At 70.6% G+C, this 12278-nt stretch carries 16 protein-coding genes; 5 read left to right on the top strand and 11 right to left on the bottom strand.

Annotated features, from left to right (window positions below; genetic code table 11):
* Window positions 1-14 precede the first annotated feature (14 nt).
* The 5 genes from ABC304_RS12570 to ABC304_RS12550 form a co-directional block, all read right to left on the bottom strand.
* Window positions 15-338, bottom strand: a complete 324-nt coding sequence (locus tag ABC304_RS12570; RefSeq protein WP_412931107.1) for a DUF2469 family protein — start codon at window positions 336-338, stop codon at window positions 15-17.
* A 42-nt stretch (window positions 339-380) separates the two neighbouring features.
* Window positions 381-1040 (bottom strand): ribonuclease HII, encoded by a 660-nt coding sequence (locus ABC304_RS12565; RefSeq protein WP_412931105.1) that lies wholly within the window; start codon window positions 1038-1040, stop codon window positions 381-383.
* Window positions 1037-1810, bottom strand: coding sequence for a signal peptidase I (lepB, locus tag ABC304_RS12560; protein ID WP_412931104.1), 774 nt, complete (start codon window positions 1808-1810; stop codon window positions 1037-1039). Before lepB ends, ABC304_RS12565 begins: the two co-directional genes overlap by 4 nt.
* A 205-nt stretch (window positions 1811-2015) precedes the next feature.
* Entirely contained in the window at window positions 2016-2363 is a 348-nt protein-coding gene (gene rplS / locus ABC304_RS12555) for a 50S ribosomal protein L19 (RefSeq protein WP_412931102.1), read from the bottom strand.
* A 177-nt stretch (window positions 2364-2540) separates the two neighbouring features.
* Entirely contained in the window at window positions 2541-3074 is a 534-nt protein-coding gene (locus tag ABC304_RS12550; RefSeq protein ID WP_412931100.1) for an MFS transporter permease, read from the bottom strand.
* 125 nt (window positions 3075-3199) lie between these two features.
* Between ABC304_RS12550 and map the strand changes: the two genes are divergently transcribed.
* Window positions 3200-3982, top strand: coding sequence for a type I methionyl aminopeptidase (map, locus tag ABC304_RS12545; protein WP_412931098.1), 783 nt, complete (start codon window positions 3200-3202; stop codon window positions 3980-3982).
* 30 nt (window positions 3983-4012) lie between these two features.
* Here map and trmD read toward each other — a convergent pair whose 3' ends face one another.
* From trmD to rpsP, 4 genes are read right to left on the bottom strand one after another with little or no spacing between them, the layout of a single operon-like run.
* Window positions 4013-4735: a tRNA (guanosine(37)-N1)-methyltransferase TrmD gene (gene trmD, locus ABC304_RS12540; RefSeq protein WP_412931096.1), complete on the bottom strand. Its 723-nt coding sequence runs from the start codon at window positions 4733-4735 to the stop codon at window positions 4013-4015.
* Window position 4736: 1 nt separating this feature from the next.
* Entirely contained in the window at window positions 4737-5438 is a 702-nt protein-coding gene (rimM, locus tag ABC304_RS12535) for a ribosome maturation factor RimM (RefSeq protein WP_412931095.1), read from the bottom strand.
* Window positions 5431-5661, bottom strand: coding sequence for an RNA-binding protein (locus tag ABC304_RS12530; protein WP_127095645.1), 231 nt, complete (start codon window positions 5659-5661; stop codon window positions 5431-5433). The genes rimM and ABC304_RS12530 overlap by 8 nt, the downstream gene beginning before the upstream one ends.
* A gap of 4 nt (window positions 5662-5665) precedes the next feature.
* Window positions 5666-6076, bottom strand: coding sequence for a 30S ribosomal protein S16 (gene rpsP, locus ABC304_RS12525; protein ID WP_412931093.1), 411 nt, complete (start codon window positions 6074-6076; stop codon window positions 5666-5668).
* 219 nt (window positions 6077-6295) lie between these two features.
* On the opposite strand from rpsP, the gene ABC304_RS12520 reads away from it, so the two are divergent.
* Both ABC304_RS12520 and ABC304_RS12515 read left to right on the top strand, forming a co-directional pair.
* A complete protein-coding gene (locus tag ABC304_RS12520; RefSeq protein WP_412931091.1) occupies window positions 6296-7459 on the top strand; it encodes a glutamate--cysteine ligase in 1164 nt (387 codons plus the stop codon).
* A gap of 91 nt (window positions 7460-7550) precedes the next feature.
* Window positions 7551-8336: an SGNH/GDSL hydrolase family protein gene (locus ABC304_RS12515; RefSeq protein WP_412931089.1), complete on the top strand. Its 786-nt coding sequence runs from the start codon at window positions 7551-7553 to the stop codon at window positions 8334-8336.
* 9 nt (window positions 8337-8345) lie between these two features.
* Here ABC304_RS12515 and ffh read toward each other — a convergent pair whose 3' ends face one another.
* Both ffh and ABC304_RS12505 read right to left on the bottom strand, forming a co-directional pair.
* Window positions 8346-9905 (bottom strand): signal recognition particle protein, encoded by a 1560-nt coding sequence (ffh, locus tag ABC304_RS12510; RefSeq protein ID WP_412931087.1) that lies wholly within the window; start codon window positions 9903-9905, stop codon window positions 8346-8348.
* Window positions 9906-9952: 47 nt separating this feature from the next.
* Entirely contained in the window at window positions 9953-10537 is a 585-nt protein-coding gene (locus ABC304_RS12505) for a TetR/AcrR family transcriptional regulator (RefSeq protein ID WP_412931086.1), read from the bottom strand.
* 81 nt (window positions 10538-10618) lie between these two features.
* On the opposite strand from ABC304_RS12505, the gene lipB reads away from it, so the two are divergent.
* Both lipB and lipA read left to right on the top strand, forming a co-directional pair.
* On the top strand, window positions 10619-11257 hold the full coding sequence (gene lipB, locus ABC304_RS12500; protein WP_412932937.1) for a lipoyl(octanoyl) transferase LipB: 639 nt from the start codon (window positions 10619-10621) through the stop codon (window positions 11255-11257).
* The gene (lipA, locus tag ABC304_RS12495) at window positions 11254-12252 is read left to right on the top strand and encodes a lipoyl synthase (protein WP_412931085.1); all 999 of its coding nucleotides are present in this window, start codon (window positions 11254-11256) and stop codon (window positions 12250-12252) included. Before lipB ends, lipA begins: the two co-directional genes overlap by 4 nt.
* Window positions 12253-12278 lie beyond the last annotated feature (26 nt).

The following is a 12278-nucleotide window of genomic DNA, read 5'->3' as shown; positions in this document are numbered from 1 at the left end:
CCTGTGGGGAGGAGTCAGGAGTCGAGCGACAGCTCTTCCGGAAGGTGGAAGTCGCGGCGCGTGAGCTCTTCGACGTTGACGTCCTTGAAGGTGAGCACCCGGACGGACTTCACGAACCGGTCGGCACGGTAGATGTCCCAGACCCAGACATCGGTCATCGAGATCTCGAAGTAGAAGTCGTGCTCCGTGTCGCGACGCACGACGTTGACCTCGTTCGCGAGGTAGAACCGGCGCTCGGTTTCGATCACGTACTGGAACTGCGACACGACGTCGCGGTACTCGCGGTACAGCGCGAGCTCGAGCTCGCGGTCGTAGTCTTCGAAGACCTCGTCATCCATGGTGAGTCCATCCTAGGCGTGGCCGCCGAGGCCCGGACGACGTCAGAAGAGCGTCGGCGCGTCCGCGATCGACCACGACGAGCGGTGATGCACGCTGATGCCGCGCGAGCGGATCGCGTCGCGATGCTCCGGGCTGGCGTACCCCTTGTTCCGCGCCCACTGGTAGTGCGGCTGGCCGTGGTGGAGGTCGCCCATCAGCTCGTCGCGGGCCACCTTGGCGATGACGGATGCCGCGGCCGCGCTCGCGCAGTCGCGGTCGGCTTTGATCACCGGGCGCACGTTGAGGCCGGAGCCGCCCGCCGCCGAGATGTAGTCGTAGTTGCCGTCGAGGATCACGATGCAGTCCTCGGCGCGCACACCCGCGCCTCGAAGCTCCGCCAGGGCGCGGATCGCGGCGTTGCCGAGCGCGCGCATGATGCCCACCTCGTCGATCTCGGTGGACGAGGCCCAGCCCACCGCGCTGGCCGACACCCACGACGCGGCGCGGGACGCGACATCCGCACGCCTGTGCTCGGGCACGAGCTTCGAGTCGCGCAGTCCCGCCGGCACGCGCCGGCGCGCATCGCGCGCGTCCACCACGGCGGCGCCGACCGCGACGGGTCCGGCGAGGGCCCCCCGACCGACCTCGTCGCACGCGATCACCAGCGGATGCTCGCGCAGCAGCCGCCGCTCGAGGGTGAGGCGAGGCTCGACCACTGTCACTTCGATGCGCCCCCGGCAGCGGGAGCCGGCACGCCCGCGAACACCTCGTGGTGGAAGTCGAGCATGCCGAAGCGGTCGAACGGCCACGTGATCACGAAGGCGCGCCCCACGACGTTGTCGATCGGGACGAAGCCGCGGCCCGGCTGGTCGGTGTTGTAGCGGGAGTCCTTGGACTGGTTGCGGTTGTCGCCCAGCACCCACAGTGATCCCTCGGGGACCGTGACGTCGAAGGGGATGGCGGATGCGGGGTCGGTCGGGGCGAGCTTCGTGTACGACGTCTCGTCCACGGGAACCCCGTTGACCGTCAGCTGTCCGATGCCGTTGCAGCACACCACGTGGTCGCCCGGCAGGCCGATGACGCGTTTGATCAGGTGGTCGTCGCTGTCGGGCGCGGACAGTCCGACGAGCGACAGAAGCCAGTCGCCGGCCTCGACCAGCGGCGGACGCGCGGGAGACGTCGAGGGAGGGAGCCATCCGCCCGGATCGCGGAAGACGACGATGTCGCCTCGGCCGTACTCGCCGAACCGCGGGGTGATCTCGTCGACGAGGATGCGGTCCTTGACCTGCAGGGTGTTCTCCATCGACCCCGAGGGGATGTAGAACGACCGCACGAGGAACGTCTTGACGAGGAACGACACGAGGATCGCGATCAGCACGATCACCAGCACGTCGCGCAGGAAGTACAGCCAGCCGCGTCGGCGTGCGGGGGCGTCGGCGGCGTCCGGCCGGGCAGGGCTCGGAGACGCGGATGCCGTGTGCTCGGTCGTCATGGGGTCCTTTGCGAGGCGCACCAGGAGACGAGATGCGCAGGGATAAGCGTCGCACATCCGGGTGCCGCCGACGCGCGTGCACGCGGCGAATCCGGGGCGGTCCGCGTCGGATGCGCGAGATGACCCGTCCGCAGGGCGGGCGGCGCGGCCGGGAACGCCGACGGCCCCGGAACGAGGTTCCGGGGCCGTCGGTGGAGAGCTCGACTCAGCGGTCGCGCTTCTCCTTGATCTTGGCCTTCTTGCCGCGCAGGTTGCGGAGGTAGTAGAGCTTCGCGCGACGCACGTCACCGCGGGTGACGACCTCGATGTGGTCGATCACCGGGGAGTGCACCGGGAAGGTGCGCTCGACGCCCACCTGGAAGCTGATCTTGCGGACCGTGAAGGTCTCACGCACGCCGTCGCCGGAGCGGCCGATGACGATGCCCTGGAAGACCTGGACACGGGAGCGGTTGCCCTCCGTGATGTTGACGTGCACCTTCACGTTGTCGCCGGGGGCGAAGGCGGGGATGTCGGAGCGCAGGGAGGCTGCGTCGACGGCGTCGAGGATCTGCATGATCGTTTCTCTCTGCGGCCGCCACAGGTCGACCGCGGGATTCTAAGGAAAAGGATGTCGTGCACCTGAGACCGACCACGTCCGAGACGATGGCGGGGTTCCCCTGAGGCAGAACCTTTCGGGCACGAACGCCCATTCTGTCACGGATGACGGTGGCGGCCAAACCGCCCGCGGTGCTCAGCGGCCGTTGCCGGGATGCGGGTAGCCGGTCTGCGGGCCGCCGCCCTCGCTGAGGACGATGACCTCGGTCTGCTGGCGCGCCCGGTCGCGCACCCGGTCTTCGTCTTGCGGCGGGAGGTAGGCCAGGCCCTCCGCCGTCCGAAGGTAGGCGACCGTCGCGCCGCGGGTCTCGCGCCAGAGCTGCCAGAGCTGCAGCCAGAAGAGGCCCAGACCGACCAGGACGGTCAGGATCATGGCAGGCAGCCACCACGACGCGGAGAAGAAGCCGAGGGACACGGTCAGCGCGTGCCAGACGCCGAAGCCCAGCACGTCCCACCACGACACCGCGCGCTCCGCGCGAACTGTTCCGCGCGCCCGGACGAGGAGTCCGAGCGCCAGCTGTCCGAGGAAGACCGACGGGATGGCGACGAAGAGAACCCAGGCGAACGCCCACCCGCCGGCGTTGAAGACGCCCCAGCCGATCAGCAGCCAGAGGGGCAGCACGACGGCTGCGGGAAGGAGCCAGCTGTAGAAGGCGCGTCGGAGCCACATGCCCTCATGCTAATCAGCGGTCCGTGCGGCGGAGCGGTTGCCGGGGATCTTCACAGACGGCAGGGGCTCGCCGTGATCCCGCCGCGGACCGATCAGACACAATGGAGGGGAACGAGAGGACGAGGATGATCGAGCTGCGCACCCCTGCCGAGATCGAGGCGATGAAGCCCGCCGGACGCTTCGTCGCCGAGACCCTGGCGACGCTCCGCGACGAGACGAAGGTGGGCACCAATCTGCTGAGCATCGATCGTCGCGCGCACGATCTCATCCGTCGAGCGGGAGCGGAGTCCTGCTACATCGACTACCACCCGTCCTTCGGCGCCAGCCCGTTCGGCAAGGTGATCTGCACGTCGATCAACGACGCGGTGCTGCACGGTCTCCCCCACGACTACGACCTGCGCGACGGCGACCTGGTCACGCTCGACTTCGCAGTCGCCGTGGACGGCTGGGTCGCCGACTCCGCGGTCTCGTTCATCGTCGGCACGCCGCGCGACGAGGATCTGGCCCTGATCGACACGAGCGAGCGGGCGCTGGATGCCGCGATCCAGGCCGCCGTCGTCGGCAATCGCATCGGCGACATCTCCGCCGCGGTGGCCGCGGTGGCGCACGCCGACGGGTACTCGGTCAACACCGACTTCGGCGGTCACGGCGTGGGACGCACCATGCACGGCGACCCGCACGTGCCGAACGACGGCAAGCCGGGCCGCGGGTACCCGCTGCGCGACGGCCTCGTGCTGGCGCTGGAGCCCTGGTTCCTCGCCCACACGGACGAGCTCATCACCGACCCCGACGGCTGGACGCTCCGCAGCGCGGACGGATCGCGCGGCTCGCACTCCGAGCACACGGTCGCCATCACCGCCGGTGGCCCCGTCATCCTCACGGACCGCTCCTTCCTCGGCGTCGACTGACCTCCGGGACGGCCGCTCCGCCGTCGGGCGTCAGTCCGGCAGGAGGTCGGGCCGCCGCTCGCGCGTGCGCTCCACCTGCTGCTCGCGCCGCCAGGCGGCGATGGCGCCGTGATTCCCGCTGAGCAGCACCGGGGGCACCTCCAGCCCGCGCCACACGGCCGGCTTCGTGTACGAGGGGTACTCCAGGAGGCCGTCCTCGTGCGACTCCTCGACAAGGGACTCGGGGTTGCCCACCACGCCGGGGATCAGGCGCCCGACCGCTTCGATCATGGCCATCGCGGCCACCTCGCCGCCGTTCAGCACGTAGTCGCCGAGGCTGATCGCCCGCACGCGTCCGCGGCTCGCGGCGTGCGTGTAGACGCGCTCGTCGATCCCCTCGTACCGCCCGCACGCGAAGACGAGGTGCGGCTCCTCCGAGAGCTCGCGCGCCGTCGCCTGGGTGAAGCGCTCACCCGCGGGTGAGGGGAAGATGATGACGGGCTCGGATGCTGCGTCCCCGGCGATCGCGTCTATGGCCTGCGCCCACGGCTCGGCCTTCATGACCATTCCGGCACCGCCGCCGTAGGGCGTGTCGTCCACCGTGCGGTGGCGGTCCGTCGTCCAGTCCCGCAGGTCGTGGACGCGCACGTCGAGCAGACCCGCGACGCGGGCGCGGCCGAGCAGCGAGACCTCGAGGACGTCGAAGAAGCCCGGGAAGATCGAGACGACGTCGATGCGGTGTGCTGAGCGAGCGGAGCGAGCCGAAGTGCGCACGTCAGCGCCCGGCGGTGTCCGCGTCGTCGCTGTCGTCCGTCGAAGACGCGTCGTGCGCGCCCGGCTCTTCGTCCGAGGAGTCCTCGTCGGCGTCACCCGCGTCAGAGGCGTCACCGGCGTCGGAGGAGGTGGCCGGAGCATCCTTCTCGTCGCCCTCGAGTGCCTCGAAGAGGCCGGCGGGAGGCGTGACGACGACGCGTCCGCCCTCGATGTCGACCTCGGGCACGATGGCTTTCACGAACGGCACGAGGATCTCCTCGTCGCCCACGCGGACGGCCAGCAGATCCTGCGCGGGGAAGTGGTCCACCCGCGCGACGGTGCCGACGACCTGCCCGTCGCGGACGACGTCGAGGCCCACGAGCTGGTGGTCGTACCAGGCGTCGTCCTCGGGGACGGACGCCTCGGAGTCCTCGTCGATCCAGAGGATCGCCTTGACGAGCTCTTCCGCGGCGGAGCGGTCGTCGACGCCTTCGAAGAACGCGACGGGGTGGCTGTTCATCCACCGGAACTCGCGGACCGTGAGCGGCCGACCGTGCCAGGGAGAGGACTCGGGCACCTGGAGGGTGAACGTCGCCCCGGGGGCGAAGCGACGGTCGGGCTCGTCGGTGTAGAGCTCGATCTTGAGGGCGCCCTTGAGGCCGTGGGCCTTCACGAGGCGACCCACGCGGAGCTGGGTGCGGGAGGGCTTGGCCACGTCAGTCATCGGCGACGTCGACGCGCACGCGGCGTCCGTCGGCCAGTGCAGTGACGACGGTGCGCAGGGCCTTGGCCGTGCGTCCGCCGCGCCCGATCACGCGACCCCGGTCATCGGGGTGCACGCGCACCTCGAGGACGTCGCCGCGGGGCGACGTCGAGGAGCGGATGGTGACGTCGTCCGGGTGATCCACGATCCCCTTGACGACGTGCTCGAGCGCGGCGGCCAGCAACGGTCTACTCGGAGTCGGTCGCGTCGGCGGCCGGCTCGGCGGACTCGACCGGCGCGGCCGGCTTCTCCGCCTTGGGCTTGACGACGGACTTCTTGGACGCGTCGACCTCGAAGGGGGCCTTGGGCTCCTTGACGCGGACCGTCGAGACGGCGTCCTTGTCACCCTTGAACTTGCCCCAGTCGCCCGTGAGCTTCAGCAGTGCGGCGACCTGCTCGGTCGGCTGGGCGCCGACGGAGAGCCAGTACTGCGCGCGGTCGGAGTCGACCTCGATGAACGAGGGCTCCTCGGTGGGGTGGTACTTGCCGATCTCCTCGATGACACGACCATCGCGCTTGGTGCGCGAGTCGGCGACGACGATGCGGTAGTACGGCGCACGGATCTTGCCCATGCGCTTGAGGCGGATCTTGACAGCCACGATTCTCCTGAATTGTGTGAAGTGGATCGAACCGGACGCCTGGAGAGTGGGGTGCACACCCGGCGGAAGCTCTGAAAGGGTGGTCGCGATGCTGGATAGAGGGTCGAGCATCACGTCCGACCCTCTATTCTGCCAGACCGATCGGGGTTCCGCGGACAGCCCGGCCGCCGTGCCGCGCCGTCCGCGCCCCCGTGGGCACCCCGTGCCACACTGGGCCCCATGACCGAGCCCTTCGCCCCCTCGTCCCGATCCTCCGTCGGGCTGGAGTGGGAGATCATGCTGGCCGACGGCGAGACGGGCGACCTCGTGCCCCGCGCTCCCGAGGTGCTCTCGGGCATCGAGGACGCCAGCGCGCTCGAGCGGTACACGGTGACGGGCGAGCTGCTCACGAACACCGTCGAGGTCACCAGCGGCATCGGCGACACCGTCGCTGCGGCAGTGGACGACGTGGCCGACGCCATCGCCGCTGTGCGCTCGGTGAGCGATCCCCTCGGCATCGAACTCCTCTGCGCCGGCAGCCACCCGTTCGCGCAGTGGTTCGACCAGCGGATCACCGACAAGACGCGCTACCACACGCTCATCGAACGCACCCAGTGGTGGGGGCGCAACATGATGATCTGGGGCATCCACGTGCACGTCGGCGTGGACGATGTGAAGAAGGTCTTCCCGATCATCAACGCCCTGGCGATCTATCTCCCGCACCTGCAGGCGCTCTCGGCGTCGAGCCCCTTCTGGGCCGGAGAGCGCACCGGCTACGCCTCCAACCGCGCCCTGGTCTTCCAGCAGCTGCCGACCGCCGGTCTCCCCTGGCCACTCCAGAACTGGGCCGAGTTCGAGGCGTATCTCGACGACATGGTGGCGACGGGGGTCATCGCCGACGCTACCGAGGTGCGGTGGGACATCCGTCCCGCGCCGCGCTGGGGCACCATCGAGGTCCGCGCCTGCGACGGCATGTCGACCCTCCCGGAGCTCGCCGCCGTGGCATCCCTCGTGCAGGTGCTCGTCGAGCACTTCTCCCGCCAGCTCGACGAGGGCCGCACCCTCCCGAGCATCCAGCCGTGGTTCGTCCGGGAGAACAAGTGGCGCGCCGCCCGGTACGGGCTGGACGCGCGGGTCATCGTCGACGCCGACGGCACGCAGCGCGACGTGGTCTCCCATCTCCGCGAGACGATGGAGGAGGTCGCCGACATCGCCGTCGACCTCAAGTGCGCGCGCGAGTTCGGCGGGCTCGAGACGATCCTCAGCCAGGGTGCGAGCTCGACACGCCAGACGCTCATCGCCGACGCGGCGGACGGCGACCTGCGCGAGGTCGTGCACCACCTGATCCGCGAGTTCCGCGCGGGCCCCACGCTCCGCGAGCACCTCGCCTCGCTGGGACACTGAGAACGAAGCGCGTGCCCGATCGACGGTCGGCAGGGGCGCTTCCATGTCCCTCGCCCGGGCACCTCACAGCGCGCGGGCGTAGCGTGACCCCGTGCGTGCGCTGAGATTCTCTCCCCTGGTCGTGCGCCGTCTCGTCGCCCTGTCGACGGCCGCCCTGGTGCTCACGACGGCCGGCTGTGCGGCGGAGCAGACCGAGCACGGGCCCGCGACCGTCGCCACCCCGTCGACGTCTCCGACGTCGTCCGCGCTCAGCGGGCCGGACGGAGCCGAGGGCGAGGGAGCGGCGTACGCCGCGGGCACGGCCGACGACACCGTCGGCGGCGGCGTCATCGTGACCATCGGCGACTCGATCATGGCTGGGTACGGCCTCGACCCCGACGAGGCCTGGCCCGCTCTGATGGCTGATACCACGGGACGCGATGTGGTCAACATCAGCTGCAGCGGCGCCGGCTTCGTGGCCGTGGGCGACTGCGACACCGATTTCGCCGGGCTGATCGGAGAGGCGGCGGCGCAGCATCCGTCCCTCATCATCGTGCAGTCCTCCGACAACGACGCCGACGAGGACGCCGACGATCTGGACGCCGCGACGATGGACGCCGTCACCGCGCTCCACGACGCGGCACCCGACGCGCGCATCGTCGGGCTGAGCACGCTGTGGAACCCGTCGTGGGACGCGCCCGACGCGATCGCCTGGAGCTCCGACGCCCTGCAGGCGGCCGTGGAGGCCGTGGGCGGCCGGTTCGTCGACATCGGGCAGCCGCTGCACGATCGAGCAGACCTGCTCCAGTGGGACGAAGAGCACCCGAATGTCGCCGGTCAGCGCGAGCTGCGCACCACGGTGCTGTCCGCGCTGGCGGAATCCGACATCACGCTCTGAGTGCGGGGCTCAGCCCTTGCCGAGCAGCTTCTGCAGCTCCGCGAGGTCGGCCTCGGTCGGCTGCTTGGAGCCGCCGAGTCCGAAGCCCGATCCGGTGGGCGCCGCCGGTGCGGCGGCCGTGATGCCCGCGTTCTCCGCGGCGCGCTTGGCCGGGTTGCCCGATCGGGAGCCGCTCACGCTCTTCTGCGAGCGTCCGCGCTTGGCGGAGGCGCCCGGACGTCCGGCGCCGGGCACGGGGCCCATGCCGGGGATGTTGGGCACCCCGCCGCGAGCGACGGTCTTCATCATCTTGGCGGCCTGTTCGAAGCGGTTGACGAGCGCGTTGACGTCGGTGACGGTCATGCCGGAGCCGCGCGCGATGCGCAGGCGCCGCGACCCGTTGAGCACCTTCGGGTTGCGCCGCTCCCCCGGGGTCATCGAGCGGATGATCGCCTCGGTGCGGTCGATCTCCTTCTCGTCGAAGTCGTCGAGCTGCTGCTTCATCTGGCCCATGCCCGGCAGCATGCCGAGCATCTTCTTCATCGAGCCCATCTTCTTGAGCTGCTGCATCTGCTCGAGGAAGTCCTCCAGCGTGAAGCTCTCCGTCGCGAGCTTCTCCGCCATCTTCAGCGCCTCGGCCTCGTCGAAGGCGCCCTGCGCCTGCTCGATGAGGGTGAGGATGTCGCCGAGGTCGAGGATGCGCGACGCCATGCGGTCGGGATGGAAGGCCTCGAGGTCGTCGAGACCCTCGCCGGTCGAGGCGAAGACGATCGGGCGCCCGGTGACCGACGCCACCGAGAGCGCGGCGCCGCCGCGGGCGTCGCCGTCGAGCTTGCTGAGCACGACGCCGGTGAAGTCCACGCCGTCCTGGAAGGCCTTGGCCGTGTTGACGGCGTCCTGGCCGATCATCGCGTCGATGACGAAGAGCACCTCGTCGGGATCGACCGCCCGGCGGATGTCGGCGGCCTGCTTCATGAGGTCGGCGTCGACGCCGAGGCGTCCGGCGGTGTCGATGATGACGACGTCGTGCTGCTGACGACGCGCCACCTCGACGCCGTCGCGCGCCACCTGCACGGGGTTGCCGACGCCGTTCCCCGGCTGCGGCGCGTAGACCGCGGCGCCGGCCTGACCGGCGACGACCTGCAGCTGGTTGACCGCGTTCGGGCGCTGAAGGTCGGCGGCGACGAGGAGCGGCGTGTGTCCGTCCTTCTCGAGCATCTTCGCGAGCTTGCCGGCGAGGGTCGTCTTCCCCGAGCCCTGCAGGCCCGCGAGCATGATGACCGTCGGCGGGTTCTTGGCGAACTGCAGGCGGCGCTGCTGGCCGCCGAGGATCGCGATGAGCTCCTCATTGACGATCTGCACGACCTGCTGCGCGGGGTTCAGCGCGCGGTTGACCTCGTCGCCGAGGGCGCGCTCGCGCACCTTCGCCGTGAACTCCTTCACCACCACGAGCGCGACGTCCGCGTCGAGGAGGGCGCGCCGGATCTCGCGGACGGTTCCGTCGACGTCCGCGGGCGTCAGCTTGCCCTTGGTGCGGAGGTTGCGGAAGGTCTCGGTGAGCCGGTCGGAGAGGGTGCCGAAAGTCGCCATGATCCCTCGAGTTTACGGGAGCGGCGCGTGACCGACCGCGTGTGCCGTCAGCCCGCTGCGGGGAGCGCCGCGACGTGGTCGACCGCCCGGGCCAGGACGCCCGTGAGGGGGGCGCGCCCCGGCCCGTCGAGCGCCCATCGCTCGACGGCCGCGAGCACCGCTCCGCCGTAGGCCGCACCGAGCACCTCGCTGCGGAGCGGATCGGCACCGCCCCGGCGCAGCCGCTCCGCGACGGGCGTCGCGATGCGGGCACGGCGAAGCGCCGCCTCCCGCCGCAGCTCGTCGACGATGTCCATCGCGTCGGCCTGCGCGATCGCGAGGGCGAGGACGTCGGGCGCGAGGTCGTCGCCCACGGCGAGCACCAGGGAGCGGACGGATGCTGCGGCATCCGCACTCTCGTCCTGACCCAGCTGCGCGGCGAGGCGCGCGATGCGCTCGTCGAGCCCCGACCAGAGCACGTCGCCCTTCGACGAGAAGTAGTTGAAGAAGCTCGACCGGCTCACGCCCGCCCGCGAGGTGATGTCGGCGACCGAGGTGGCGTCGTAGCCGCGTTCCAGGAACAGCTCGCTCGCCGCCTCCGCGAGCACCTCGCGCGAGGAGGCGCGCGGTCGTCCGATCGGTGCATCCGCCACGACGTCCACCCTGGCAGAGTCGCCGGGGCGTGACATCCGGGCGTATTGTTGGACGGAATGCAGAAAGAAGCGGAGTCGCTCATGCTGGACGTTGTCGACGCGGGTCTCGCGCCCGCCACGGTGCCCTATGACGAGGGGTGGGCGCTGCAGCGGCGTATCCACGGCGAGGTTGTCCGCGGGGAGCGCCCCGACACCCTGATCCTCCTCGAGCACGACCCGGTCTACACCGCCGGCCGGCGGACGGAGCCGCCCGAGCGGCCCGCCGACGGCACGCCGGTGGTCGACGTCGACCGCGGCGGCAAGATCACGTGGCACGGACCTGGTCAGCTCGTCGGCTATCCGATCGTGCGCCTGCCGCAGCCGGTCGACGTGGTCGCGCACGTGCGCCGCATGGAACGGCTCCTCATCGAGGCTCTGCGGAAGCACGGCGTGGACGGACACCAGGTCGAGGGCCGCAGCGGCGTCTGGGTGCAGCGACCGCTGTCGGTCGACAAGGTCGCGGCGATCGGGGTACGCGTCGAGCGCGACGTCACCATGCACGGCTTCGCGGTCAACTGCGACAACACGCTCGCCGGCTTCCGCGGCATCATCCCGTGCGGCATCACCGACGCCGGCGTGACGACCGTCAGCGAGGTGGTCGGGCGCGACGTCTCGCCGCGCACCGTGTACGACGCGATCGTCGACGCCTTCCGGGCCGAGTACGCGGGAGTGGCCGCATGAGCGTCGCGGCTCCCGACGGGCGACGGATGCTGCGGCTCGAGGTGCGCAACGCGCAGACCCCGATCGAGCGCAAGCCGGAGTGGATCAAGACGCGTGCGAAGCTCGGTCCCGAGTACACCGAGCTCCACGCGCTCGTGAAGGACGAGGGCCTGCACACGGTGTGCCAGCAGGCCGGCTGCCCGAACATCTTCGAGTGCTGGGAGGACCGCGAGGCGACGTTCCTCATCGGCGGCGCCCAGTGTACGCGACGCTGCGACTTCTGCCAGATCGACACCGGCAAGCCCGCCGACTACGACACCGACGAGCCCCGGCGCGTGGCCGAGAGCGTCGCGAAGATGCGTCTGCGCTACGCGACGATCACCGGAGTCGCCCGCGACGACCTCCCCGACGAGGGCGCCTGGCTGCACGCCGAGACGGTCCGGCGCATCCACCAGGACAACCCGGGGACCGGGGTGGAGATCCTCGCCACCGACTTCTCGGGCAACCCCGCGCTGCTGGGCGAGGTGTTCGACGCGCGTCCGGAGGTGTTCGCGCACAACGTCGAGACAGTGCCACGCATCTTCAAGCGCATCCGTCCGGCCTTCCGCTACAACCGCTCCCTCGGCGTGCTGACGCAGGCCCGCGACGCCGGGCTGATCACCAAGTCGAACCTGATCCTGGGCATGGGCGAAGAGCCCGAGGAGGTCGTCGCCGCGCTCCGCGACCTGCACGACGCCGGTACGGACATCATCACGATCACGCAGTACCTGCGCCCGACGCCGCGCCACCTGCCCGTCGCACGCTGGGTGAAGCCCGCGGAGTTCGTCGAGTTCAAAGAGGAGGCGGAGCGCATCGGCTTCCTGGGTGTGCTCGCCGGCCCGCTCGTGCGCTCGTCGTACCGCGCCGGCCGGCTGTGGGCCCAGTCGATGCGGTCGAAGGGCCGCGACATCCCCGACGACCTCGCGCACCTGGCCGCCGCCCTCGACAGCGAGGCGGGATTCGCTCAGGCCGTCTGAGCCGAGCGGCGCCACGCGGCTCGTGA

The sequence above is a fragment of the Microbacterium jepli genome (assembly GCF_047237905.1).
Taxonomy (GTDB): domain Bacteria; phylum Actinomycetota; class Actinomycetes; order Actinomycetales; family Microbacteriaceae; genus Microbacterium.
The sequence above is the reverse complement of the archived record's forward strand: the minus strand, read 5'-3'. Positions and strand labels throughout refer to the sequence as shown.

Excerpts from the sequence above, each read along its gene's own strand:
- ABC304_RS12570 (WP_412931107.1), bottom strand. The coding sequence starts at position 338 with ATGGATGACGAGGTCTTCGAAGACTACGACCGCGAGCTCGAGCTCGCG.
- lepB (WP_412931104.1), bottom strand. The coding sequence starts at position 1,810 with ATGACGACCGAGCACACGGCATCCGCGTCTCCGAGCCCTGCCCGGCCG.
- rplS (WP_412931102.1), bottom strand. The coding sequence starts at position 2,363 with ATGCAGATCCTCGACGCCGTCGACGCAGCCTCCCTGCGCTCCGACATC.
- ABC304_RS12550 (WP_412931100.1), bottom strand. The coding sequence starts at position 3,074 with ATGTGGCTCCGACGCGCCTTCTACAGCTGGCTCCTTCCCGCAGCCGTC.
- map (WP_412931098.1), top strand. The coding sequence starts at position 3,200 with ATGATCGAGCTGCGCACCCCTGCCGAGATCGAGGCGATGAAGCCCGCC.
- rimM (WP_412931095.1), bottom strand. The coding sequence starts at position 5,438 with ATGACTGACGTGGCCAAGCCCTCCCGCACCCAGCTCCGCGTGGGTCGC.
- ABC304_RS12520 (WP_412931091.1), top strand. The coding sequence starts at position 6,296 with ATGACCGAGCCCTTCGCCCCCTCGTCCCGATCCTCCGTCGGGCTGGAG.
- ffh (WP_412931087.1), bottom strand. The coding sequence starts at position 9,905 with ATGGCGACTTTCGGCACCCTCTCCGACCGGCTCACCGAGACCTTCCGC.
- lipB (WP_412932937.1), top strand. The coding sequence starts at position 10,619 with ATGCTGGACGTTGTCGACGCGGGTCTCGCGCCCGCCACGGTGCCCTAT.
- lipA (WP_412931085.1), top strand. The coding sequence starts at position 11,254 with ATGAGCGTCGCGGCTCCCGACGGGCGACGGATGCTGCGGCTCGAGGTG.